Raw genomic sequence first — 23,124 nt, 5'->3', positions numbered from 1 at the left:
GACGAGTAAGCCGTGATGAACCAGCTTCTTTCCACGCCCGATCAACTCGGTCACATCCTGGCCGCCGCCCGCCGCGCCGCCGGACTCACGCAGTCCGCAGCGGCGGCGCGGGTCGGCGTGAGTCAGGCGCGCATTTCCGCGATGGAGCTAAACCCGGCGAGCATCCGCGCGGATCAGTTGCTTGCGCTCTGCGCCGCCTACAAGCTCGAACTCGTCGTGCAAACCAAGCCGGGCGAAGCCGACCCGCAAACGCCGGCGTCCGACGCCGCGCCGTGGTAGCCATGGGACGCCGGTCGCATGGACGCGCGCTCTCCGTCTGGGCCAACGGCGTTCGCGTCGGCGAATGGCGGCTGCCCGCGCGGAGCGCGATGGAACTCGCTTACGACGCCGACTGGATGCACTCGTCCGTCGGCCGTCCGCTCTCGCTCTCGCTGCCGTTCGGTCCGCACGACGCGCCGCTCAGAGGCGAGCGCGTCCTCAACTATTTCGACAATCTGCTGCCGGACAGCGACGCCATTCGCAAGCGCATCGCGAGCAAATTCCGGACGCCGAGCGCCGATCCATTCGATCTCCTGCAGGCAATCGGGCGGGATTGCGTGGGCGCCGTGCAGTTGCTCGCGGAGGACGAATCGCCGGTGGGCGCGGAACGGATCGACGGTACGCCGGTGTCCGATGCCGACATCGAGGCGCTGCTGCAGCGCTCGGTGAGCCGGGCCGCGTTCGGTTCGCAAGAGGACGAGGACGACTTCCGCATTTCGCTCGCGGGCGCGCAGGAAAAGACCGCGCTGCTGTATCACGACGGCCAGTGGATGCGTCCGCACGGCGCGACGCCCACCACGCATATCCTCAAGTTGCCGCTCGGACTTGTCGGCAATAAGCGCGCCGATCTGACGACATCGGTCGAAAACGAATGGCTCTGTCTCGAACTGCTGAAGGCTTATGGATTGCCGGTCGCGGCGAGCCGGATCGAACGGTTCGGCGCGCAGACCGTGCTGTGCGTCGAACGTTTCGACCGGCGGCCGGACCCCGGCGCCCCGCGTATTTTGCGCTTGCCGCAAGAAGATTTCTGTCAGGCGCTTGGGCTTTCGCCGCTGCGTAAATACGAGGCGGACGGCGGGCCGGGCATCGCCGATCTCGCGCTCATTCTGCGCGGTTCGGAAGCGGCTGAGCGCGATATCGAAACGCTGCTCGCCGCGCAAATCCTGTTCTGGATGCTGGCCGCACCCGACGGTCACGCGAAGAATTTCAGCATCCAGTTGCTCGCGGGCGGCCGATACCGCATGACGCCGCTTTACGATGTCATGTCGATCTGGCCGGTCGAGGGCGGCGGCGCGAACCAGTGGTCGTGGTTCAAGACCAAGCTGGCGATGGCCGTGACGGGCAAGAGCAAACACTATCTGCTCAAGGACATTCAGCGCCGGCACTTCAACGCGACCGCGCAGCGCTGCTTCTACGGCGCGGACGCTGAACCGCTGATCCAGCGCGTGATCGCGGCGACGCCGGGCGTGATCGATACGGTGGCGTCGGACTTGCCGGCGGATTTTCCCGAGAGCGTCGCGGAGCGGATTTTCGCGGGTCTGCGAAGGTCGGCGGCGTTGCTCGAATCTATGCCGCGCGATTAACCCTTCGGCACGTTGGACCGGTATGGCGCAATAAATAAGCGGCCCCGAAGGGCCGCTTTTCATCTCACGGGTAAAGCCCAAGCTCGCTTATCGCGCACCCAGCGCCGGATCGCTTGCGCTATCGCGGCCCGTTTCCACGTGTCCCGCCAGCCGATGGACAAACGCCGCATCCGTATTCACGGTGACGGTGATGTCGTACCAGCCATGCGCGCTTCGCAAGTCGAGATAGACCTCCTCGGTGTCGCCGCCGCGCACGCGCCGCTTGATCGTCTTGTCGGGATCGTAGACGTTCACGATGGTGAACTCGCAGCGCGCCGTGCCGAGATTCTTCAGGCGCAGTTGCAGGTTGCCGTTGGCGACGTCGTAGCCTTCGGCGACATGCGGCACCGCGTGGTCGTCGTCGAACCAGCCTTGTTTTTGCGGCTTGCCCGCGATACGCCGCAAGAAACCGTTGGGCCCGTGAACGGTGAAATCGAACGTGCCGTCGAGATTGAACGGCAAACGGTCGGACAAGCGCTTGCCCGCTTCGACGGTATAACTGCGCGGCGCGTCCGTGCTGTTCGCGCGGTAGACCAGGAACGCCGCGCCCGCGTCACCCGTGTTCACGAAGTCCATTTCGAGCTGCTTATCGTGTTCGCTTGCGTGGGTCCGCACGAAAAACTCGTAAGGCAGCGCTCGCGCGCGTCGCACGCCGGGTTCCTGTTTCGGCACGGCCTGCACGGCGGGCGGCAGCGGCGCGTAGCTGTTGTGACGGTTCTTGTCGGCGGGAACGTAGCCGGTCGTGGACGGCAGGGCGGGCAGCGCCTCGTTCGGATTGCGGAAGTCGAACGCGGACGTCAGATCGCCGCAAATCGCGCGGCGCCACGGCGAAATGTTCGTCTCGGTCACATTGCGCCCGTGTCCGAAGCGCTTCTCGATAAAGCGGATCACCGACGTGTGATCGAACGTTTCCGAGCATACCCAGCCGCCCTTCGACCACGGCGACACCACGAGCATCGGCACGCGTGCGCCGAGCCCGAACGTGCCCGGCGCGTACTGCGCGTTACCGCCGAAAATTTCGCCGGTGGTATCGACGGTCGATTTTCCGGTCGCCTTCGATCCCGCCGCGAACGGCGGCACGAGGTGATCGAAGAAGCCGTCGTTCTCGTCGTAATTGATGAACACCGCGGTCTTGCACCAGACTTCCGGATTCGACGTGAGGATTTGCAGCACCTGATCGACGTACCACGCGCCGTAGTTCGCCGGCCAGTTCGGATGCTCGGAAAACGCCTCGGGCGCGACGATCCACGAAACTTGCGGCAGCGTGTTGTTCGCGACGTCGCGCTTGAGGATGTCGAAATAACCGTCGCCCGCCAGCGCGTTCGTGCCGCGCAGCGCTTTCTCGTACAGCGGACTGCCCGGCTGCGCGTTCTGATACTGCTTGAAATAGAGCAACGACGTATCGCCGTAATTGCCGATGAACGGGTCCGACGTCCAGCCCCAGAAATGCTTGGCGTCGAGCCCTTCGCCGACGTCCTGATACACCTTCCACGATATCCCCGCGCGCTCCAGAACTTCGGGATACGTCGACCAGCCGTAGCCTGCTTCGGCATTGTCGATCACCGGGCCGCCGCCGGTGCCGTCGTTGCCGACGTAGCCCGTCCACATGTAATAGCGGTTCGGATCGGTGGATGTGTTGATCGAGCAGTGATAAGCGTCGCAGATCGTGAAGGCGTCGGCGAGCGTGTAGTGGAACGGGATGTCGTTGCGCGTGAGGTACGCCATTGTCGTGGTGCCTTTGTACGGCACCCATTGATCGTAGCGTCCGCCATTGAACGCGCCGAGTCCGCTCGTCCAGTCGTGCGGCAAATCTTCGAGGAATTGCAGGCCGAGATCCGGCGCGCTCGGACGGAACGGCAGCACTTCGCCCGCGCCCGCCGCGAGCGGCTGGTTGAACACCGGCTTGCCGTTCGGCAGCGTGACCGCGCGCGTATCGCCGAAACCGCGCACGCCGCGCAGCGTACCGAAGTAGTGATCGAATGAGCGGTTTTCCTGCATCAGCACCACGATATGCTCGACGTCCTCGATCGAGCCGTGGCGGTTGTGCGCAGGGATCGCGAGCGCCTGGCGGATACCCGCCGGCATCACGTTGAGCGCGGTCGCGGCACCGGCCGCCTGAGCGGCTGCACGCAGGAATTCACGTCGACTTTTCGTTGTCATGTTTTCAATGGCACCTGTGGGGAAAAGACAAGCGCATCACTCGACGGTATGGATGACCGGCGGCGCGAGCGCATCGGAAGCGGGGGACGAAGGCGGCGAACTACGGATGGCGGCGTGGGCCGAGCCGCTGCCTGCCGTGGCTTGCTGCGCCCAGCTTTGCAGCGAACTCACGGCTTGGGGCGACTGCACCTCGGGGGCGTCGTTGCGTGCGGACGAAGGGGTGTCAGGCGGGCTGTCGTCGCTGCAAGCGGCAACGTTTGCGCAGACGGCCAGCACCAGCACGCAGATGCAGCAGCGGCGTACCCGCTGTTTTAGCGGGCGCTCGATAGAGATGGGGAACACCTGATTCTCCGAAGTCCTGAACGCACGATTGGACCCAGCCCGGATCCCTTGACGCGTTGGGGGCTAAGAATAGGTGTTACCTGTGTAAGAAATGTGACCTTGGCGAAAGAATGCGCCAGCGGTCTCAGGCGTAGATGATTTCGATGCCCTTTTCCGTCAGCCACGCGGCGAACTTGGGGTCGAGACCGGTGTCGGTAATCAGGAAGTCGATCTTGTCCATCGCGCCGAACGCGGCGAACTCGCGCTTGCCGAACTTCTTCGAATCGGCGAGCAGATAGACCGAGCCGGCCGCGTCGATCATCGCGCGCTTCACGTGCAGATCGATGAAGTCCGGATACGAAATACCCGATTCGACCGAGACGCCGCCCGCCGCGAGAAACAGCTTGTCGACGAACATGCCTTCGAAGAACGTGGACGCCTTCTCGCCCGACACGGCAATCGTCTCCGCCTTGAAGATGCCGCCCGTCAGCATGACGCGGTTCGACGGCTCGGCGCCGAGCAGGATCGCGATGTTCAGCGCGTTGGTGACGATCCGCAGGTTCTCGCGCCCGCTCAGGTTGCGCGCCAGTTCCGTCGCTGTCGCGCCGCAATCGAGAATGACGGAATCCCCGTTCGCGATAAAGCTCGCGGCCTTCGCGCCGATCAACGCTTTCTCCGGGCTGCTCGGCAGGACGCCCGCGTCGAAGCTCCGCTGAAGCGAATCCGAGTGCGCCGGTCTGAGCCGCACGTTGCCGTGTACCCGTTCGACACGCCCGCTTTTTTGCAATTCGTCGATGTCCTTGCGGATGGTGGGCATGGAGACGCCGAATTCGCTAGAAAGCTCGGACAACTTGACCAGCTTCATGGCCTCCACCATTTCCAGTATTTTTTCTGTTCTAGTCCGCTGATCCATTTCCACTTTCCTTGCGAAGCCCGCGCGCGCACTGTGCGCGCGACCCGTCTATTGTGCCTCAATCGTCGGTGGGATTTGCGTTACTCGGTGTTTTCCCTTTCCTTGCAAACTTGGCGTTGACTTTCTAAAGAAAGAAAACGAAACTAAAAGCCAAGCAAAGAGGAAGTGAGAGGAACCGGTCAATGGAAAACCCGCAAAACCCGTTCAGGCAGTCCGGCGTGCCGTTGCACCGGCGTGCGCAAGAGATCCGCAAGAAGATCTGCGTGATGAATTCCGCGGCGAAAAGCGGCCATACCGGTGGCGACATGTCCGAAGCCGACATCCTCGCCGCGCTGTATTTCCATGTGATGCGCTACGACGTGAACGCCGACAAATCGGTCGCGTGGCACGACGAGTTCATCCTGAGCAAAGGTCACGGCGTGGGCGGTCTCTACGCGTGCTTCGCCGAACTCGGTTGGCTCGATGCGCCCGAGTTGCTCACGTATTTAAAGGACGATTCGCGTTTGCCCGGCCACCCGGTCAAACAGAAACTGCCGGGTTGGGTCACCGTGAACACGGGCGGTCTCGGCCACGGACTGCCGATCGCGGCAGGCCTCGCGATGGCGAAACAGCGTCATGCAGCAGCGGGCAAAGGCTCGGCGGGACGCGTCTTCGTGCTGACCGGCGACGGCGAACTCGAAGAAGGCTCGAACTGGGAAGCGGCCATGGCGGCCGCGCATTTCGAGTTGTCGAACCTCGTGGTGATCGTGGATCGGAATCGGCTGCAACTGGCCGATTTCACGCACAACATCATGGATCTCGATCCGCTCGATGAAAAGTTTCGCGCTTTCGGTTTCGAGGTTCACGACGTCAATGGAAACGATGTCGATGCAATTTGGAAACTAATCGAAAGCCTGGACCACACGAATCCGAAGCCCAAGGTGCTGATCGCCAGCACGATCAAGGGGCGCGGCGTTTCGTTCATGGAGAACGTGCCTGCCTGGCATCACAAGTTCCCCGACGACGACCAATTGAAGCAGGCTTTGCTGGAGCTCGAGAATGCGTGAGTACGGCGATTTGCGCGACGGCGCGGTAGGCGCGATCAACCGCATGACTGCGGCCGGTCGGGACATCATCGTGATGGTGGCCGATTCCACTTCCACTTCGAAAATCGGCGCGTACATGAGCGCGTTTCCCGAACGCGTGGTGAACGTGGGCATCGCCGAACAGAACATGGTCGGCATGGCGGCGGGTCTCGCGCTCGGCGGCCACACGGTTTTCACGGCCAACGCAGCGCCTTTTCTGGTCGGCCGCGCGAACGAGCAGGTGAAGAACGACATCTGCTACAGCGCGACCAATGTGAAGATGCTCGGCCTGAACGCGGGCGTCGCCTATGGACCGCTCGCGTCCACGCACCACGCCATCGACGATATCTCGGTGATGAGCGGCTTCGGCACCGTGCAGATTTTCGCGCCGTGCGATGAAGTCGAGACCGCGCAGATGGTGGAGTACGCGGCGTCGATGGAAGGGCCCGTTTATATCCGCCTCGACAACGCCAAGTTCCCGATCGTCCACGACGCGCACTACAAGTTCGAGCCGGGCCGCCCCGATGTGCTGATCGAAGGTCGCGGCGTGGCGGTGATCGCGCTCGGCTCGGTGGTCGGCGAGGCGCTCGATGCGTGCGAAACGCTGCAGGCCGAGGACGGCATCAATCCGACGCTCGTGAATTTGTCGTCGTTGAGGCCGCTCGATCACGACGCGCTCGCCGCGATCATCGAACGTCACGATGCCATCGTGACGGTGGAAGAACATTCGCTGCACGGCGGGATCGGCGCGACGGTGGCCGTTTTGATGGCACGCCGGCGCTTGTCGCGGCCGCTCACGATGCTCGGCATCACCGAAGGCGAGTTCGCGCATTACGGCACGCGCAAGGGCATTCGCCGGCATTACGGAATCGACGCGGCGGGTATCGCGGCGAGCGTGCGAGCGCATCGCACGGCCGAGCGCTAGAGCGCAAACGTCAATCGCTAAAAGCAGCACAACGGAGACACGAATGGGCATTCAATACGACATGTCGCTGCGTCACGGCGTCGATTTCGACTTCCGGCTCGACGGCAAGATCGCCGTGGTGACGGGCGGTCTCGGCGGTATCGCGATGGCGACCAATGCCGCGCTGATCGGCAAGGGCGCGAAGGTGGCGATTCTCTATCCGCATTTCGAGGAAGCGCGCGTCCCGGCGGCTATCGACGAACTCGGCGCGCAAAACGCGGCGGCGTTCTCGTGCGACGTGACGAACGAAGCGGAAGTCGAAGCAGCGATCAAGGCGGCGCACGCGCATTTCGGCGACTTGCATCTGCTCGTCAACGCAGCGGGCTGCATCACGCTCACGCGCGCCGAGGATATCGGTTTCGACGAATGGCAGCGGCAGATCGGCGTGAATCTCACCGGTCCGTTTCTGTGCGCCAAGCATTTCGCGCGGCTCGTGCTCGCAAGCGGGCACGGCGGCAAGATCGTGAACATCGCGTCGCAGGCGGCGACCGTCGCAATCGACCAGCATTGCGCCTATACGTCGGCGAAGGCCGGGTTGATCGGCATGACCAAGGTGCTCGCGAAGGAATGGGCCGGGCGCGGCATCACGGTCAATACGGTTTCGCCCACTGTCGTGCTCACGCCGATGGGCGCGGCCGCGTGGGAAGGCGAGAAGGGCGAGGCGATGAAGAAGACGATCCCCGTCGGGCGCTTCGCCTACACCGACGAAATCGCGGCGGCCATCTTGTTCCTGCTCTCGAACGGCGCGGACATGATCACCGGCGCGGACATCATGATCGACGGCGGCTACACGATCTGCTGACACACCAATGCATTCAGGCGGCTCAAGACCGCACCATCCGAAAGAAGTGAATCAGGAGACAACAACATGTGGAAAAAGCTTGCAGTGTCCGCGGCCGTGGCCGCCTCGATTGCCGCGCTGACGGCGCCTCTGAACGCGAATGCCGCGAGCAAGGGCACGATTGCGATTCTCGTGAACGCACTCGATAACCCGTACTACGCCGCCGAAGCGAAAGGCGCCGAGACCGAAGCGAAAAAGCTCGGCTACGACACCATCGTGCTGTCGCACGGCGAGGACGTGAACAAGCAGAACGAACTCGTGAACATCGTGATCGGCAAGGGCGTGAAGGGCATCGTGCTCGACAACGCCGATTCGAACAGCAGCGTCGCGACCGTGCGCGGCGCGCAGGAAAAGAAAGTGCCGGTGGTGCTCATCAACCGCGAGATTCCCAAAGACGGCATCGCCATCGCGCAGTTGAGCCACAACAACTTGCAGGCCGGGACCGAAGTGGCGCAGCGCTTTGTCGAGACGATCGGCGAAAAGGGCGAATATGTCGAACTGACCTGCAATCTCGCGGACAAGAATTGCGTCACGCGTTCGCAAGCGTTCCATCAGGTGCTCGACCAATATCCTGACCTGAAGATGGTCGCGCGTCAGGATGCGAAGGGCGCCCTCCTGCCGGGCAAGCAGGCGATGGATTCGATCCTGCAGGAACATTCGAAGATCAAGGGCGTGATCTCCGGCAACGGACCGGTTGCGCTGGGCGCGATTGCGTCGCTCGAATCGGCGGGACGCAAGGACGTGGTGGTGATGGGGATCGACGGCAGTAACGACGAGCGCGATTCCATCCTCGCGGGCAAGCTCAAGGCGACGGTGATGCTGCAGGCGCAAGGTATCGCGATTCACGGTGTGGATCTGCTCGACAAGTACATCAACACCGGAAAGACCGGCGAGCCGGAACGCCAGTTGTTCCGCGGCATCCTGATCACGAAAGACAACGCCTCGAAGGTCAAGGACTTCTACTACACGAAGTAGGCGGCGCGTCGTTGGGCGAGTGCGGCGGCGCTGCACTCGCAAGCAGTCGATTCAAGTGAGGAAGCCATGATTCATCCGATTCCCGCCGCGCGCGTGGTGCTTGCGTTGACCGGCATCGCGTTCGCGCTCGGCGCGTGCCATGTCGTGACGGATACCGAATTGGCGGCGATTCGCAGCCAGGGTCAGCATCACGGCCCCGACGCCACGAAGATTTTCACCGACCAGCTGATTCCCTACGCGGACAAGAGCGCCAAACCGGCGGCCCAGGTGGTCGGCGCGCTTACCGAGAATTTCGACAACGCGTGCAAGCAGTACGGCTTCCGGCAGAGCACCGCGTTTCCGTGCAATTTCTGGATTCGCGTGCAGGGCAAGGTGACGCGTATCGACGATTCATCGCGGGTCGGCAAGGCCTACGTCGAACTCTCGCAGGCCGCGAACGGCGCGCCGGTGGATATCGTGCTGCAGACCGGGCCGGTGGTGGTCGGCACCGGCGTGCGCGACGGCTTTCCCGGCGTGAAATACAGCGACTTCGACGACCAGACCAAATTCGCCGCGTTCGGGCAGGAACTCAACAAGCTGGTGGTTGCGCGCGTGCATCAGTCGCTCAAGCTGAAAGTAGGCGACCCGGTGGATGTGGCGGCGGTGTACAGCAGTTGGAGCGAACCGACAGGCGAAATCCGCGCGATCCCGGTGGCCTGGAAATGAACGCCGTGCAGAACACACCGCGAACCATGAACCCCGTACACGTCATCGAGACGCGCGGGCTGTCGAAAACCTATCCCGGCACGGCCGCGCTGATCGACGTGAATTACAAGGTGCAGCGCGGCAAGGTGAACGTGCTGATCGGCGAGAACGGCGCGGGTAAATCCACGCTGATGAAACTGCTGGCGGGCGCGGAAGTGGCGAGCGCGGGCGAGATCTGGATCGACGAAAAGCATGTGCATATCACCGATGTGCGCAGCGCTGAACGTTGCGGCGTGGGCATCATCTTTCAGGAGCTAAACCTCTTTCCCGAGATGACCGTCGCCGAGAATATCTATGCGGGCAACGAACTGACGAGTTCAGGCGTGATCCGGACGAAGGCCGAGAATCATCAGGCGAAAGTGCTGCTCGAACGTCTTCAGATTCCGCTCGATCCGCGCACGCGGCTCGGCAATCTGTATGTCGGACAGCAGCAGCTAGTGGAGATCGCGAAGGCGCTGTCGAAGCACATCAAGGTGCTCATCATGGACGAGCCGACTTCCGCGCTCTCCAAGACCGAAGTGGAAATTCTCTTCAAGATCATTCGCCAGTTGAAGGAGCAGGGCGTCACCGTGATCTATATCTCGCATCGGCTGGAGGAGATCATGGCGATCGGCGACTGCATCACGGTGCTTCGCAACGGACGTCTAGTGGCTGAGGACGAGATTGCGAATATCGACATTCCGTGGATCATCGAGGCGATGGTCGGCTCGTCGAAGAAGCGCTTCGCCTTCGAGCAACATGCGCTCGGCCAGGAAGTGCTGAAGGTAAAGGATCTGGCGCTCAAGCGTTCGAACGGCATCTACGCGGTCGATCACGTGTCGTTCTCCGTGCGTGCGGGCGAAGTGGTCGGCATTTACGGGCTGATGGGCGCGGGCCGCACGGAGTTGCTCGAAGCGCTGCTCGGTGCACAGCCGCTTGCGCTTGGTGAAGTGGAACTGGCGGGCAAGCGGATCGACGGACGCTCGATTCCGCAGCGGATCGACGCGGGTATCGCGCTCGTCCCGGAAGACCGCCAGAAGCAGGGCATGGTGCAACTGATGACCATTCTCGAAAACATGACCTTGTCGAGTCTCGGCAAGTTCACGCGCCGCTTTTCGTTCGGCGCGTTGGGGCGGGTTGCGCAACTGACGGCCGCGAACGATATCGTCAAGCGGCTCGCGATCAAGGCGTCCTCGGTCGATGCACCGATCACCTCGCTCTCCGGCGGCAACATGCAGAAAGTGGTGATCGGCAAGGCGCTGCTCACGTCGCCGAAAGTGTTGCTGATGGACGAGCCGACGCGCGGCATCGACGTCGGCGCGAAAGAAGATGTCTACAAGACCATCAGCCTGCTCGCGCAGTCGGGTATCGCGGTGGTCTACGCGACCTCGGAACTCGACGAGGCAATGGCCGTTTCCAACCGCGTCTTCGTGATGGCGAGCGGCAAGCTCACCGCGATCATGGAGCGCGCCCAGTTCGACAGCGAACGGATCGTGCGGGCCTCGACGCCCGCGACGGCCGTGGTTTGAGGCGAGATGAGGCAGACACCATGACGACACCGAACAGCACCGATTCCTCGCTCCCGCCGATGACAGTCAAACCCAACCGGCACGCGGCCTACGTCGCGTCGCGCATCACGGTAAGCATCCTGAAGCTGCGTATCTTCATCGCGCTTTTCGCGATCGTGATCGTGTTCTCGCTTGCCACCGACAACTTCCTCTCGACCGGCAACATGCTGATCATGGCGAAGCACGTCACGGTCGTCGCGATCCTTTCCATCGGCATGACGCTCGTGATTTTGACAGGCGGCATCGATTTATCGGTAGGGTCGATCGTCGGTATCAGCGGCATGGCGGCGGGTTATCTGCTGCTCGAAGGCGTGAAGATCGGGCACAACATCGTGTTCTTCAGCCCGTTCGGCGTCGCGTTGATCGCGTGCGTGATCGGCGCGCTGATCGGCGCGATCAACGGCTATCTCATCACGATGCTCAACGTCGCGCCGTTCATCGCGACGCTCGGCATGTTGTACGTGATTCGCGGCGCGGCGCTTCTGGTGAATAACGGCAGCACTTATGCAGACCTCGAAGGCAATCCGGCGCTCGGCAACACGGGCTTCGAATTCATCGGTAACGGCACGATCCTCGGCCTCTCGATGCCGGTCTGGATTTTGATCGTGCTGGCCGCCGTGACCATTTTCGTCGCGCGCAAGACGCCGCTCGGACGCCGCATCTATGCAATCGGAGGCAACGAGCAGGCGGCGCGCTTCTCGGGTATCCGCACGAATCGCGTGAAGCTTTTCGTCTACATGTTCTCGGGATTCTGCGCGGCGCTCGTCGGCCTTGTGATCACCGCGCAGTTGCAGACGGCGCACCCGCTCACCGGCCAGACCTTCGAGTTGAACGCGATCGCGGCGGTCGTGCTCGGCGGCACGGCGCTGATGGGCGGCCGGGGCACGGTGTTCGGATCGGTGGTGGGCGCGTGCGTGATCAGCATTCTGGGCGACGGCATGGTGATGTGCGGTATCAGCGATTTCTGGCAGATGGTCATCAAGGGACTCGTCATCATCTTCGCGGTCGTGATCGATCAATTGCAGCAGCGCCTGCAGTCGCGCATGGTCGCGCTCACGGCCTGACCGCACCGCGCTCGAATACGCATACGGAAACCTCATGTACACCATTCTGGCGATAGATCAGGGCACGAGCGGCACCAAGGCGCTCATCTTCGACGCAGCCGGCAACGTTCATTCACGCGGCTTCGCGGCCGTGCCGTGCACGCATCCGCGCGCGGGCTTCGTCGAGCAGGACGCGAACGCGCTGTATCGGTCGGTGCTCGACGCCGTGGCCGAATGTCTCGAACGCTACGAGGGCGACGCAAGCGAACTCGCGGGCGTGGGCATTTCGAGCCAGCGCGAGACGGTCGTGCTGTGGAACGCGGACGGCCAGCCGATCGTCCCCGCCGTTTCGTGGCAATGCCAGCGTTCGCTCGGTATCTGCGCGCGTTTGCGGGAAGCGGGCATGGCGAAGGTAATTGCGGAAAAGACAGGCCTGTTGATCGATCCGTATTTCTCCGGCACCAAGCTCATCTGGCTCAACGAGAACGACGAGCGCGTGCGCGCGCATATCGCCGATGAATCCGCATTCTTCGGCACGGTCGATAGCTGGCTGCTCTATCGGCTGACGCAGGGCGCCGCGTATCGGACGGATTACACGAACGCGTCGCGCACGATGCTGCTGAACTTGCACACGCTCGAATGGGATCGCGAACTGATCGCCGCGTTCGGACTGAATGGTCTGCGTCTGCCGGAATTGCGCCCGTCGGCGTCCGATTTCGGCGCGACCGATTTCGGCGGCTTGCTCGCTAAACCACTGCCGGTGGTCGCGATGATCGGCGATTCGCACGCGGCGGCGGTCGGCGAAGGATGCCTCAAGCCCGGTCTCGCGAAAGCGACCATGGGCACGGGTTCGTCGCTGATGATGAACGTCGGCGCGACGCCGCAGCCGCCCGCGCACGGACTCATCTCGACGCTCTGTTTCGCGACCGATCGGCGCGTGGACTATGCAATGGAAGGCATCATCATCAGCGCGGGTTCGACGCCCGCGTTCCTTAAGGAAAAGCTCGGTCTCTTCGATACCTTCGCCGCCGCCGAGCAAGCTTTCACCGAGTACGACAACGGTGGCGTATTTCTGATCCCCGCGTTTTCCGGCATCGGCTGTCCGCACTGGAAATATCCGGGCGGCGCGCAGATCGTCGGCCTCGATTTTTCGAATTCATGGCAGCACGTCGCGCGCGCGGCGTACGAATCGATCGTGTACCAGATCAAGGACGTGATCACCGTGATGGAGCAGGCAGCAGGCGTGCCGCTGATCGAACTGTTTCTGGACGGCGGCCTCGTGCAGCGGCCGTTCTTGCTGCAGTACCTCGCGGACACGCTGGACCGTCCGGTCAGCACGCTCGCCGTCAGTGAAATATCGGCTGCGGGCGCGGCGGCGCTGGGCGCGTTGCAACTGGGCCTGATCGATACGCTCGACGCAAGCGAGCACGAGAGTCCGGAGCGTGCGGTTTCGCGGCGCGTGGAGCCGGGCGCGGGCGTTGAGCTCGCAGCGAGCAATCATGCGCAATGGCTGCGCTGGATCGAACGGCTTTGAAGCAGTCTTTTCAGGAGAAACGAACGTGGGCAACGCAGTGAAACGGTTTGAAAACAAGGTCGTCGTGGTGACGGGCGGCAGCCGCGGGATCGGTCTCGGCATTGCGGAACGCTTCGCGCAGGAAGGCGCGAAAGTGTGCGTGTCGGCGAACGAAAAGAGTGTGCACGACGCGGCCGCGCAATTGCGCGAGAAGGGTTACGACGCGATAGGCATCGAGACCGACGTCACCGACAAGGCGCAAGTCCAGGCGCTTTACGAAGAAGTAGCGGCCAAGCTCGGCGAGGTCGATATCTCCGTGCAGAACGCGGGCGTCATCACGATTGCGAAGCTGCCGGACCTGACCGAAGCCGACTGGGACAAGGTGCTCGCGGTGAACACGAAGGGCGTGTTCCTGTGCTGTCAGGAAGCAGCGGGGCGCATGTTGCGCGCGGGCAAGGCGGGACGTCTCATCAACACGGCGTCGGGTCAGGCGCGGCAGGGCTTCGTCTACACGCCGCACTATGCAGCGAGCAAGTTCGGCGTGCTCGGCATCACGCAGAGTCTCGCGAAAGAACTCGCGCCGACGGGCATCACCGTGAACGCGTTCTGTCCGGGCATCATCACCACCGACATGTGGTCGTATAACGACGAAGCGTGGGGCAAGCTGCTCGGCGACTACAAACCGGGCGAACTGATGGCGGAATGGGTGAAGAACATTCCAATGGGCCGCGCCGGAACGGGCGCGGACGTCGCGGGACTGGTGGCGTTCCTCGCCTCCGACGACGCCTCGTACATCACCGGACAAACGGTCAACGTGGACGGCGGCATGTTCATGTCGTAAAGCAAAAGGGCGCCACGTCATGGACAGGGCGCCCTTTTCTTCAACCCATCGTTTATTTCACTTTTGCCAGTGCCGCGACCTTGCGAATGGTATCGGCGCACGCGGTGGCCGCTTCGACGCCCTTCACGACGAAGTGCTCGCGAAAGAACTTCACGTGTTCCTCGCCCGCATGGAAGTGATGCGGCGTGAGGACCGCCGACAATACGGGCGTGCCGGTATCGAGTTGCACGCGCATCAGTCCGTCGATCACCGCATGCGCGACGAATTCGTGCCGGTAGATCCCGCCATCCACCACGAGCGCCGCCGCGACGATCGCCGCGTAGTCGCCACGCTGCGCGAGCAGCTTGGCGTGCAGCGGAATTTCGAATGCACCGGCGACTTCGTAGAGATCGACGTCGTCGCGGCTATAGCCTTGCGCCTGGATGGCATCGAGGAACGAGGTCTTGCATTGATCGACGATATCGCGGTGCCAGCATGCCTGCACGAATGCAATGCGCGCGCGCGGTTTCGAGGGCGTCGTGGCCGTGATGGAAGTATCGAGAGAAGTGGATTGAGTCATGATTTAAAGCCCAGCCTGTTTGTGTGAACAGGGCGAAGGACGGCGATGCACGCGCACGCTCGCGCCAATGGCTTGAACGCCGTGCAAACACCGACCCGTTCTCTTTCATCCGGACTATGACCGTCGGCCCCGGGATCACACCGGGTCTGCTGACCTCCGCGATGACCGTGTTTCCGATGTCATCGCGGAGCGCTCGCGGGCTACGTGCCGCAAACTGGACACGATTACCGCCGGTGGGGAGTTTCACCCCGCCCCGAGAACTTGTTCATATCGAACGGATCGTAAATTAGCATGATTTCTGCGAATCCGCTCGGGCTGGTGTGCGATTGCGTGGTGCAACGCATACGCCGCTTTCGTTGAACTCAGCGGGGCGCGATCCTCACCTCGTATTCCGGCACGATCGTCACGCGTTCCAGGCTCGCGGCCTGATCGGATTTCATCGTGGGGCGCGGGTCGTACCGCGCGTCGAGATACACGGGCGCATCGCGGCGCAACGGCAGCACGGTGAGCGTGACAGGCAGCTTCGGATCGAAGCTCACGTTGCGCAGGCCGATTTGCCAGGGCAGGCCAGTAAAGAAGTCGTCGTCGATAAGCGTCGTGCCCGAGAACGCGCGCGCGATGTCGCCGGTATAGCGAATCGAGAGATACGCGTTGCTCAAGCTGTCCAGCGCATCGGCCGGAATCGCGATTTGCCACGCGGCCGATTTGCCGAAGGTCTCCGGCGTCGGTTCGATCGCGGCGTTCGCCGGGCCGCCGCGCGCGACGGGCGGCACTTCGCGCGCTTCGCGCAAGCGGGTGACCACAGGCTCGATTTGCCGGGCGCGAGCGTGCGCGGCGAAGGACTGGAACAGGCCGTCGCGGGCTTCGTCGGTGAGCGGCAGGTTCGCGTGCGGCGCGTGGTCGAGCGGCGGATAGAAACCGATGCGGGGCGTCGCATCGTCGATCGATCTCAGCACGATCTCCCCATTCGATTCGAACAGCGCCGCATCGCTTTTGACGAGCCGCCGCACGCCGTCGAAGGGCAGCACGGTGACGCGCTCGGCGTCGTGTTCGGCTAGCACGACAAGCGTCACGCGCTTGCCGTCCGCCGCCGTCACGACCCGCGACTCGCCCGCGTTCACGCGGATCACGCGCGCGCCATCGATGGTTGCGTCCTGCGATGTTGCAATCGTCCGCACGGTGTTCGCTTCGAATGCGAACTCGGCCGGAATGCCATCGACCGCGCGAAACACGTACACGTCGCCGTCCGGCGAGCCCAAGCGCGTGAAAGGCTGCGCCGTCGCATAGCGTAACTCGACGCCGCCGAGCGACATCGCGATGGGCCACACGAAGTAAGCGCCCGACGCGATATCGACCGGTTTGGACGGCAGCGTTATCGTGCGATGCGCGAGCTTCACCGCGAAACGCACGCCGTTCTGCGCGTTCGCCGGATGTTGGCGGACATGATTGTTGAAGAACAGGAAGCCGCGCTCGCCATCTGAGCGGACGGCGAAGCGCGGGGTCGCGAGGTCATCGGCGTGATGCGGAATCACATCGGGCCGATGCACCGGATACGACGCGAGCAGCGTGCCCCATTCGCTCAGGAACGCGTGCATCGGACGCAACTCGCCGAGCACCGCGTGCGCTTCGCCATTGGCACCGAATGGCGCTTGAAAGTCGTAATTCAGAATAGGCAGATCGTTCCAGCCGCCGCTTGCCGTCGATTCCTGTCCGTGCATGTCGCCCGGCGGATTGCGGCCGCCATGGAACATGTAGTAACCGTAGAGGTTCACGCCGGAGCCGAGTTGAACCGGCAGCATCGCGGCAATATCGTCGGGATCGAGCACGGGACGGCGGCGATACATGGTCGGCAGACCGCCGCCGTATTCCGCGCCGAGGAACGGCGTTTCATCGACGACAGCATCGGCGTCGCCGGTTGCGCCGCCCTGCGTCTGCGCGCCCAGATCGCCGCCGACGCGCGTCGTAAAGCGGAACGCATAGACCTCGCTAGGCGGCGACATCGCGGGCGTCGTCCCCCATGGCAAGTCCGGATATCCGCCGAACACCGGCGTCACCTCACGGTGCGGAAAGACGGCGTTATCCCAGCCCGTCACGGTGTAGAGCGGCGTATCGAGACCCGCGCCGAGCGCGAGCCGCTTGAGCGTCGCGATATGCGCCGCGCCCTGCTGCGGCCCCGTCAGGTTGTACTCGTTTTCCAGTTGCACGCCGATCACCGGACCGCCGTCCTTCCACAACTCGCCTGCGAGTTGCGCGGCGATCTGCGTATAAAAGCGCTGCACGTAGCCGAGATAATCGGGATCGTCGGCGCGCGTGGGCATCTGCTGCGCGATCCATTCGGGCGTGCCGCCGAAGCGTACTTCACCATGCGCCCACGGACCGATCCGCACGAAGACGAGAAGGCCGTGACGCGCCGCCGCCTGCACGAAGCGTCGTAGATCGCGGCGGCCCTGCCAGTCGAAGTGTCCCGCCTCGCGTTCGTGATGGCTCCAGATCACGTAAGTCGCGACGATATCCACGCCCGCCGCTTTTACCTTCGCGAGCTCGTCGTCCCATTCGTTTTCGGGTACGCGGCTGTAGTGGAATTCGCCCATGACGGGCAGCCACGGCTTGCCGTCGCGCGTGAGATAGCGGCTGTTCACGCCGATCGTGCGGCCGTCGGGCGCGCGGCTCGTGCCCATGCGAAGAAAACCGGTGCGCGGCGCGGCGGCGGGCGTGCTCGCATCGACGCTCAGCGTGCGCGGCGTGTCTTGCGCGCTCGCGTTGGTGGCCGCGAGCGCCGATGCCATAGCGAATGCGACCCCGGCGAGCGCCTTCACGCGTTCACCCATGCGCAGACATCGGCTGGGCCGAGTTCGGGGCCGCCGAGCACGAAGCGCGCGTTCGCGGGCGCGGGCGCGTTCACCGCTTGCGCGCCGAAGTTGAACGCGAAGGTGACGTCGCCGCGCTGTTGCAGGCGAACGCCTTCGGGCAGCACGGCGACAGACAGGCCCGCATCGCGCGCGGCTTGTTCGACGAGAGCACGTGTCAGCGGCTGATCGAGCCATGCCGCGACGTAACGCACGCGGCCGTGCTGAACGAGCGCAGGCCAGCCGTCTTCGAAACGCGCGAGGGTCTTCGTATCGTCGTTCGTGCGCAGATGCTCGCGCCAGTGCAGCGCGATTCCCTCGACACCGCCAACCGACGTGACAGGCTTGAGCGTCGGGCGCAGCGATTCGACTTCGAGCACTTGCGCAGGCAGCACGCGTTGCAGCGCGCCGGGGGCGAGATCGGCGGGAATGGCGAAGTCTTTGGTCTTCGATCCACTGCGCGGTCCGAAGAGCCATTGCGCCGTCGAACGCTCGATCGTTTCGGCAAAGGCCGCGTCGATCACCGCAAGACTCGGCACGACAACGAGCTTGTATTGCGACAGATCGGCGCGCGCCGACACGATATCCACGTCGATCGACAGTTCGCGCAGCGCGCGGTAGTACGCAAACGCGAGCGTCTGATAATCGAAGTCACGGCCATGCCGCTGAATCTCGAACATCCATTGCGTTTCGTAATCGAACACGAGCGCGACTTGCGCGCGCGGCGGCGCGGTCAGCACCGACAGCACTGGCGATTCCGCGATTTCCTTCGCCGCGCGCGCGACTTCCAAGCCGCCCGGCGAGAGTTCGTTGTTCGGCAGATTCAGGCCCGAATGCATTTGTTCCTGCGCATACGGACATTGCCGCCAGCGGAAATACGATATGAGTTCGGCACCATGCGCGAACGCCTCGAACGCCCACAGACGCACCATGCCAGCGGCGGGAACCGGATTGTAGGGCGCCCAGTTCACCGGTCCCGCTTCCTGTTCCATCACCCAGAAGCGGCCATGACCGATTGCGCGATAACGGTCGTGATCGAACGCCGACACATCCGGATGGCCCGTGCGCGCATAGCGGGCCTTGTCCTCGTCGGGCAGCGCGATCACCTCGGTGCGCGCGATCGGATAGCTGTCCCACGCGGCCACGTCGATTTGTTTATCGGCGGCGAAATCGTAGTGATCGAAGGTCGTGAAGAAGCCCATGAAGTTGTGCAGCACGTCGGCGTCCGGCGCAAAACGGCGCAACACGTCGGTCTGTTCGCGATGAAAACTCGCGACCTCATCGGACATGAAGCGGCGGAAGTCGAGCAGATGAATCGGGTTCGCGTCGGTCGGCGTGAGGTTCGGCAATTCGATGGAGTCGAACGCTGCGTACTCCATGCTCCAGAACACGTTACCCCACGCAGTGTTGAGCGCGTCGATCGTCTCGTAACGCTTCGCAAGCCACGCATGGAATCTTTCGCGCGCCGCGCTGGAATAGCTCGGGACGGTTTCATGGCAACCCAGTTCGTTATCGGTCTGCCACGCGATCACCGACGGATGCCGCCCATAGCGCTCGGCCATCTGCGTCACGATCCGCACGCATTCCTCGCGATACCGCGCGCTCGAAATATCGTAATGGCGGCGCGAGCCGAAGTTCCAGCGCGTGCCGTCGGCGCGAACCGGCAACACATCCGGATACGCGTCGATCAGCCACTTCGGCGGCGACGCCGTGGGCGTGCCGAGAATCAGCTTGAGGCCCGCATCGGCGAGCACGGCGACGGCTTCGTCGAGCCACGACCAGTCGTACTCGCCCGCGCGCGGCTCCATGCGACTCCACGCGAATTCCGCGATCCGCACATGCGTGATGCCGAGTTCGACCATGCGCCGCGCGTCGTCCGCCCACATCGAGCGGGGCCATTGTTCCGGGTAATAGCAAACACCAATCTGCATGACAAAGTCTCTCTTTATGAGGTGAGGCGTCAGCCTTTGCTGGCGCCGAACGTAAGGCCCGCGACGAAGTGCTTTTGCATCGCGAAGAACATCAGCACGGACGGCAGCGCGGCGAGCACCGAACCCGCCGCGACCAGATTCCAGGCGGTCGTCCACTGGCCCTTGAGCGCGGCGACGCCTACGGTGATCGGCGCGGCCTCGTCGCCTTGCGTGAGGCAGAGCGCCCAGAAGTAGTCGTTCCATACGAACGTGAACACGAGAATGCCGAGCGCGGCGAGCGCGGGGCGGATCAGCGGCAGCACGATACGCAGATACACCGTCCATTCGCTCGCGCCTTCCACGCGCGCCGCTTCGATCAGTTCGAACGGCAACTGCTTGATGAAGTTGCGCAGGAAGAGCGTGCAGAAACCTGTCTGAAATGAGACGTGAAAAATCACCAGCGCCCAGACCGTATTGAAGAGGCCGACCTTGAGCGCCATGTCGCGCACCGGAATCATCAGGATCTGCACCGGCACGAAATTGCCCGCGACAAACGCGAAGAGCACAGCCGTATTGCCGCGAAACTTGTAGGTGGCGAGCGCGAAGCCCGCCATCGATGCGAGCAGGATCGCGCCGAGCACCGACGGCACCGTGATGAGCACGCTGTTGGCGAAGTAATGGAGCATCGGCGTTTGCGTCAGCGCCGAGCCGTAGTTGTCCCAGAGCGCGAAATGCTTCGGCCAGGTCCAGTATTCGCCCTGCGTGAGTTCCTCCGACGAGCGGATGGACGTGACGAGGACGGCGAGCATCGGCAGGAGCCAGATGAACAGCGCGATCGGCAGCGATGCTTTGTAGAGCGCGCGGTTCAGCGGCGACCATCGTTCGACGGGAAGCGGGTACATGTGTGTCTCCCTGAAATTTCAGCGTTCTTCGCGCAGCATGCGGCGCAGATGGAACACGATGTAGACGAGCATGATGGCGAACAGCACGACGGCAATCGCCGCCGAATAACCTTCGCGGTAATACTTGATGGCCTGGTCGTACATGTAATAGGCGAGCACGGTTGAGCTATCGAACGGACCGCCGCCGCTCATCACCGCAATCAGGTCGAAACTGCGCAGCGCGCCGATCACCGTGAGCACGACCGCCATGAAAGTGGCTGGGCGCAACTGCGGCAGGATGACGTGCCAGAGCAGCCGGACGCCTTTCGCGCCTTCCATGCGCGCGGCTTCCACGACCTCGGGGTTGATCGACGTGAGGCCGGTCAAATAAAGCACCATGCAATAGGGCGTTTGCGGCCACAGCGCAGCGAATACGATGCCGAAGGTGACGGTCTTGGCATCGCCGAGAACCGGCACGCCGTGGCCGAGAATCACGCGCAGAAGCCCGAACGTGGGATCGTAGAACCAGCTAAAGACGAGACCGACGACCACGCCCGACAGCACGAACGGCGCGAAGAACAGCGACTTCACGAGCCGCATGCCCTTGATCTGCTGGTTCAGGTAAAGCGCGAATGCGAGACCTAGCGGCGGCGCGAGCAGGAAGAACCCGAGCCAGATCAGATTGTTTTTGAGCGCGGTGTAGAACACGTCCGCATGGAACAGTTCGACGTAATTCGCGAGGCCGACGAAGCGCTTCGGCGTCATGCCGTCCCAGTCGTAGAAACTCAGCGAAATACTGCTCACGATCGGATAAACGACGCATAAGCCGAACAGCAGACACGCGGGCAGAAGAAAGAAAAATGCCGCGCGATGCTGCCGGCGCACAGTTTTAGGCGTGCGCCGGCCCTGCGCCGCCGGCAAGGGGCGGGCTGCGGTGACAGACATGGGAAGAGCCTCGTCGATGGGCTTGGAACGGGTTCGCGGCGGCGCGTACTTCTGCGGCCGCGAACCGGCCGGACTTGCGGTACTTACTTCTTGTAGATGCGCTTGCGTGTCGTTTCGAGGCGCGCGAGCAGTGCGTCGAGTTGCGACGGATCGCTATAGAACTGCTGCATCGCTTTCATGCCTTCGTCGGCCATTTCCTTGGTCATGTCGCGGTCATAGAACTGCGCGATACCGCCCGTCGTACTTGCGAGCGTCTGGAAGCCGACCTTCGAGATGGGATCGTCCGGTTCCGCTGCCTTGCTGTTCGACGGCAACTGTCCCCAGCCGCGCGCCAGATCGGCGTTGATCTGCGGCGTTTCCATGAAGGCGAGCAGGCGGCGCGCGTCGGCCTTGTTCTTCGCCTTCGCCGGAATCAGCAGCACGTTGACCGGGCCGTCTTCGGCCATCGGCACGCTCGCGTCGATCACCGGGAAGCGGAAGAAGCCGGTCTGCGCCTTGATCGACGCAGGAATGCTTGCCGAGAAGAACGTGCCCATCAGCATCATCGAAGCCTTGCCGTTGGCGAGGAACGGGGCGATGGAATCGAGGTCGTAGGCGAGCGCGTTGTCGATGTAGTAGTGCTGATCCATCAGCGTTTTCCACGCCACGTACACCTTCTTCACGCGCGCGTCGGTGTACGGCACTTCGCCCGCCATCAGCTTCTGGTGGAACGCGTTGCCGTTGATGCGCAGATCGAGATAATCGAACCACGCGGCGAGCGTCCAGCTATCGCGCGCGGCGACTGCGATCGGCGCGACGCCCGATGCCTTCAGCTTCTTGCACGCATCGAGGAATTCGTCCCACGTTTTCGGCTCGCCCTTCACGCCCGCCTTCTCGAACAGATCGCGTCGATAGAAGAATCCATACGCGTCGTAGCCGAGCGGCGCGGCGTACTGTTTGCCCTTGTACGTAGATGCTTCCTTCACCGACGCATACTGGTCGCCCCAGCCGTTCTTGGTCCAGTCGGGCGAGAGGTCTTCGAGCAGGCCGCGCTCGGCGTAGTACGCCATGCGCTCGCCGTCATGCCACGAGACAACGTCGGGCGCGTCGGTCGCGAGCCAGCCGCCCATCTGCACCTTGTATGCTTCCTCGGTGATGTAGGTCACTTTCAGATCGACGTCGGGATTGGCCTTCTTGAATTTGTCGAAGGCGTCCTGCCACGTCGAGCGCTGGTTGCCGCGCGCCGACACGTTGACGCTGAGCGTGGCCGCATCGACGGCGGCGCTCGTCCAGAGCGTGGCCGTTACCGCGAGCGCGGCGCAGACACGGGGAAAATTGCGAAAGCGTTTTGCGTTCATCTTCTGTCTCCTGAACTACGTTGGTGGCCGGCCGCATCATACGGACGGCGATTCCGCCG

20 protein-coding genes and 1 riboswitch are annotated in these 23,124 nt (G+C 63.1%); of the genes, 11 read left to right on the top strand and 9 right to left on the bottom strand.

Annotated features, from left to right (window positions below; genetic code table 11):
• Positions 1 to 15: 15 nt before the first annotated feature.
• Positions 16 to 279 carry a helix-turn-helix domain-containing protein gene (locus AC3D25_RS22385; RefSeq protein WP_488890669.1) on the top strand — a complete coding sequence of 88 codons (264 nt, stop codon included), beginning with the start codon at positions 16 to 18 and terminating at the stop codon, positions 277 to 279.
• Between the two features lie 2 nt (positions 280 to 281).
• Positions 282 to 1,622 carry a type II toxin-antitoxin system HipA family toxin gene (locus AC3D25_RS22380; RefSeq protein ID WP_488890668.1) on the top strand — a complete coding sequence of 447 codons (1,341 nt, stop codon included), beginning with the start codon at positions 282 to 284 and terminating at the stop codon, positions 1,620 to 1,622.
• A gap of 87 nt (positions 1,623 to 1,709) precedes the next feature.
• On the opposite strand, the gene AC3D25_RS22375 is transcribed toward AC3D25_RS22380, so the two are convergent.
• From AC3D25_RS22375 to AC3D25_RS22365, 3 genes are all read right to left on the bottom strand, one after another.
• Positions 1,710 to 3,821, bottom strand: a complete 2,112-nt coding sequence (locus AC3D25_RS22375) for a phosphocholine-specific phospholipase C (RefSeq protein WP_488890667.1) — start codon at positions 3,819 to 3,821, stop codon at positions 1,710 to 1,712.
• A 36-nt stretch (positions 3,822 to 3,857) separates the two neighbouring features.
• Positions 3,858 to 4,163 (bottom strand): hypothetical protein, encoded by a 306-nt coding sequence (locus tag AC3D25_RS22370; RefSeq protein ID WP_488890666.1) that lies wholly within the window; start codon positions 4,161 to 4,163, stop codon positions 3,858 to 3,860.
• Between the two features lie 124 nt (positions 4,164 to 4,287).
• A complete protein-coding gene (locus tag AC3D25_RS22365) occupies positions 4,288 to 5,055 on the bottom strand; it encodes a DeoR/GlpR family DNA-binding transcription regulator (RefSeq protein ID WP_488890665.1) in 768 nt (255 codons plus the stop codon).
• Between the two features lie 182 nt (positions 5,056 to 5,237).
• On the opposite strand from AC3D25_RS22365, the gene AC3D25_RS22360 reads away from it, so the two are divergent.
• The 9 genes from AC3D25_RS22360 (at position 5,238) to AC3D25_RS22320 (ending at position 14,587) form a co-directional block, all read left to right on the top strand.
• Positions 5,238 to 6,101: a transketolase gene (locus AC3D25_RS22360; protein ID WP_488890664.1), complete on the top strand. Its 864-nt coding sequence runs from the start codon at positions 5,238 to 5,240 to the stop codon at positions 6,099 to 6,101.
• The gene (locus AC3D25_RS22355) at positions 6,094 to 7,044 is read left to right on the top strand and encodes a transketolase family protein (RefSeq protein WP_488890663.1); all 951 of its coding nucleotides are present in this window, start codon (positions 6,094 to 6,096) and stop codon (positions 7,042 to 7,044) included. The genes AC3D25_RS22360 and AC3D25_RS22355 overlap by 8 nt, the downstream gene beginning before the upstream one ends.
• Positions 7,045 to 7,087: 43 nt before the next feature.
• Complete coding sequence (locus tag AC3D25_RS22350; protein WP_488890662.1) at positions 7,088 to 7,885, top strand: GolD/DthD family dehydrogenase; 798 nt, start codon at positions 7,088 to 7,090, stop codon at positions 7,883 to 7,885.
• A 66-nt stretch (positions 7,886 to 7,951) separates the two neighbouring features.
• Complete coding sequence (locus AC3D25_RS22345; protein WP_488890661.1) at positions 7,952 to 8,899, top strand: D-ribose ABC transporter substrate-binding protein; 948 nt, start codon at positions 7,952 to 7,954, stop codon at positions 8,897 to 8,899.
• A 66-nt stretch (positions 8,900 to 8,965) separates the two neighbouring features.
• On the top strand, positions 8,966 to 9,604 hold the full coding sequence (locus AC3D25_RS22340) for a DUF2291 family protein (RefSeq protein WP_488890660.1): 639 nt from the start codon (positions 8,966 to 8,968) through the stop codon (positions 9,602 to 9,604).
• Between the two features lie 26 nt (positions 9,605 to 9,630).
• Positions 9,631 to 11,151 (top strand): sugar ABC transporter ATP-binding protein, encoded by a 1,521-nt coding sequence (locus AC3D25_RS22335; protein ID WP_488890659.1) that lies wholly within the window; start codon positions 9,631 to 9,633, stop codon positions 11,149 to 11,151.
• Between the two features lie 20 nt (positions 11,152 to 11,171).
• Positions 11,172 to 12,254 carry an ABC transporter permease gene (locus AC3D25_RS22330; protein WP_488890658.1) on the top strand — a complete coding sequence of 361 codons (1,083 nt, stop codon included), beginning with the start codon at positions 11,172 to 11,174 and terminating at the stop codon, positions 12,252 to 12,254.
• 34 nt (positions 12,255 to 12,288) lie between these two features.
• The gene (locus AC3D25_RS22325) at positions 12,289 to 13,767 is read left to right on the top strand and encodes an FGGY family carbohydrate kinase (RefSeq protein ID WP_488890657.1); all 1,479 of its coding nucleotides are present in this window, start codon (positions 12,289 to 12,291) and stop codon (positions 13,765 to 13,767) included.
• A 25-nt stretch (positions 13,768 to 13,792) separates the two neighbouring features.
• Entirely contained in the window at positions 13,793 to 14,587 is a 795-nt protein-coding gene (locus AC3D25_RS22320) for a glucose 1-dehydrogenase (protein ID WP_488890656.1), read from the top strand.
• Between the two features lie 52 nt (positions 14,588 to 14,639).
• On the opposite strand, the gene AC3D25_RS22315 is transcribed toward AC3D25_RS22320, so the two are convergent.
• The 6 genes from AC3D25_RS22315 to AC3D25_RS22290 form a co-directional block, all read right to left on the bottom strand.
• Positions 14,640 to 15,146 carry a 6,7-dimethyl-8-ribityllumazine synthase gene (locus AC3D25_RS22315; RefSeq protein WP_488890655.1) on the bottom strand — a complete coding sequence of 169 codons (507 nt, stop codon included), beginning with the start codon at positions 15,144 to 15,146 and terminating at the stop codon, positions 14,640 to 14,642.
• 93 nt (positions 15,147 to 15,239) lie between these two features.
• Positions 15,240 to 15,411: riboswitch (FMN riboswitch) on the bottom strand.
• Between the two features lie 97 nt (positions 15,412 to 15,508).
• Positions 15,509 to 17,974: a beta-galactosidase gene (locus AC3D25_RS22310; RefSeq protein WP_488890654.1), complete on the bottom strand. Its 2,466-nt coding sequence runs from the start codon at positions 17,972 to 17,974 to the stop codon at positions 15,509 to 15,511.
• Positions 17,959 to 19,923, bottom strand: coding sequence for a beta-galactosidase (locus tag AC3D25_RS22305; protein ID WP_488890653.1), 1,965 nt, complete (start codon positions 19,921 to 19,923; stop codon positions 17,959 to 17,961). Before AC3D25_RS22305 ends, AC3D25_RS22310 begins: the two co-directional genes overlap by 16 nt.
• A 29-nt stretch (positions 19,924 to 19,952) precedes the next feature.
• Positions 19,953 to 20,804, bottom strand: a complete 852-nt coding sequence (locus AC3D25_RS22300; protein ID WP_488890652.1) for a carbohydrate ABC transporter permease — start codon at positions 20,802 to 20,804, stop codon at positions 19,953 to 19,955.
• An 18-nt stretch (positions 20,805 to 20,822) separates the two neighbouring features.
• Positions 20,823 to 21,728 carry a carbohydrate ABC transporter permease gene (locus AC3D25_RS22295; protein ID WP_488890651.1) on the bottom strand — a complete coding sequence of 302 codons (906 nt, stop codon included), beginning with the start codon at positions 21,726 to 21,728 and terminating at the stop codon, positions 20,823 to 20,825.
• 83 nt (positions 21,729 to 21,811) lie between these two features.
• Complete coding sequence (locus AC3D25_RS22290; RefSeq protein ID WP_488890650.1) at positions 21,812 to 23,065, bottom strand: ABC transporter substrate-binding protein; 1,254 nt, start codon at positions 23,063 to 23,065, stop codon at positions 21,812 to 21,814.
• Between the last annotated feature and the right edge of the window lie 59 nt (positions 23,066 to 23,124).

It is taken from the genome of Caballeronia sp. SL1002, assembly GCF_057814995.1.
The sequence above is the reverse complement of the archived record's forward strand: the minus strand, read 5'-3'. Positions and strand labels throughout refer to the sequence as shown.

Bases quoted from the DNA above. Each gene is read 5' to 3' on its own strand.
- AC3D25_RS22385 (WP_488890669.1), top strand. From the start codon at position 16: ATGAACCAGCTTCTTTCCACGCCCGATCAACTCGGTCACATCCTGGCC.
- AC3D25_RS22380 (WP_488890668.1), top strand. From the start codon at position 282: ATGGGACGCCGGTCGCATGGACGCGCGCTCTCCGTCTGGGCCAACGGC.
- AC3D25_RS22375 (WP_488890667.1), bottom strand. From the start codon at position 3,821: ATGACAACGAAAAGTCGACGTGAATTCCTGCGTGCAGCCGCTCAGGCG.
- AC3D25_RS22365 (WP_488890665.1), bottom strand. From the start codon at position 5,055: ATGGATCAGCGGACTAGAACAGAAAAAATACTGGAAATGGTGGAGGCC.
- AC3D25_RS22360 (WP_488890664.1), top strand. From the start codon at position 5,238: ATGGAAAACCCGCAAAACCCGTTCAGGCAGTCCGGCGTGCCGTTGCAC.
- AC3D25_RS22355 (WP_488890663.1), top strand. From the start codon at position 6,094: ATGCGTGAGTACGGCGATTTGCGCGACGGCGCGGTAGGCGCGATCAAC.
- AC3D25_RS22350 (WP_488890662.1), top strand. From the start codon at position 7,088: ATGGGCATTCAATACGACATGTCGCTGCGTCACGGCGTCGATTTCGAC.
- AC3D25_RS22345 (WP_488890661.1), top strand. From the start codon at position 7,952: ATGTGGAAAAAGCTTGCAGTGTCCGCGGCCGTGGCCGCCTCGATTGCC.
- AC3D25_RS22340 (WP_488890660.1), top strand. From the start codon at position 8,966: ATGATTCATCCGATTCCCGCCGCGCGCGTGGTGCTTGCGTTGACCGGC.
- AC3D25_RS22335 (WP_488890659.1), top strand. From the start codon at position 9,631: ATGAACCCCGTACACGTCATCGAGACGCGCGGGCTGTCGAAAACCTAT.
- AC3D25_RS22330 (WP_488890658.1), top strand. From the start codon at position 11,172: ATGACGACACCGAACAGCACCGATTCCTCGCTCCCGCCGATGACAGTC.
- AC3D25_RS22325 (WP_488890657.1), top strand. From the start codon at position 12,289: ATGTACACCATTCTGGCGATAGATCAGGGCACGAGCGGCACCAAGGCG.
- AC3D25_RS22315 (WP_488890655.1), bottom strand. From the start codon at position 15,146: ATGACTCAATCCACTTCTCTCGATACTTCCATCACGGCCACGACGCCC.
- AC3D25_RS22310 (WP_488890654.1), bottom strand. From the start codon at position 17,974: ATGGGTGAACGCGTGAAGGCGCTCGCCGGGGTCGCATTCGCTATGGCA.
- AC3D25_RS22305 (WP_488890653.1), bottom strand. From the start codon at position 19,923: ATGCAGATTGGTGTTTGCTATTACCCGGAACAATGGCCCCGCTCGATG.
- AC3D25_RS22300 (WP_488890652.1), bottom strand. From the start codon at position 20,804: ATGTACCCGCTTCCCGTCGAACGATGGTCGCCGCTGAACCGCGCGCTC.
- AC3D25_RS22295 (WP_488890651.1), bottom strand. From the start codon at position 21,728: ATGTCTGTCACCGCAGCCCGCCCCTTGCCGGCGGCGCAGGGCCGGCGC.
- AC3D25_RS22290 (WP_488890650.1), bottom strand. From the start codon at position 23,065: ATGAACGCAAAACGCTTTCGCAATTTTCCCCGTGTCTGCGCCGCGCTC.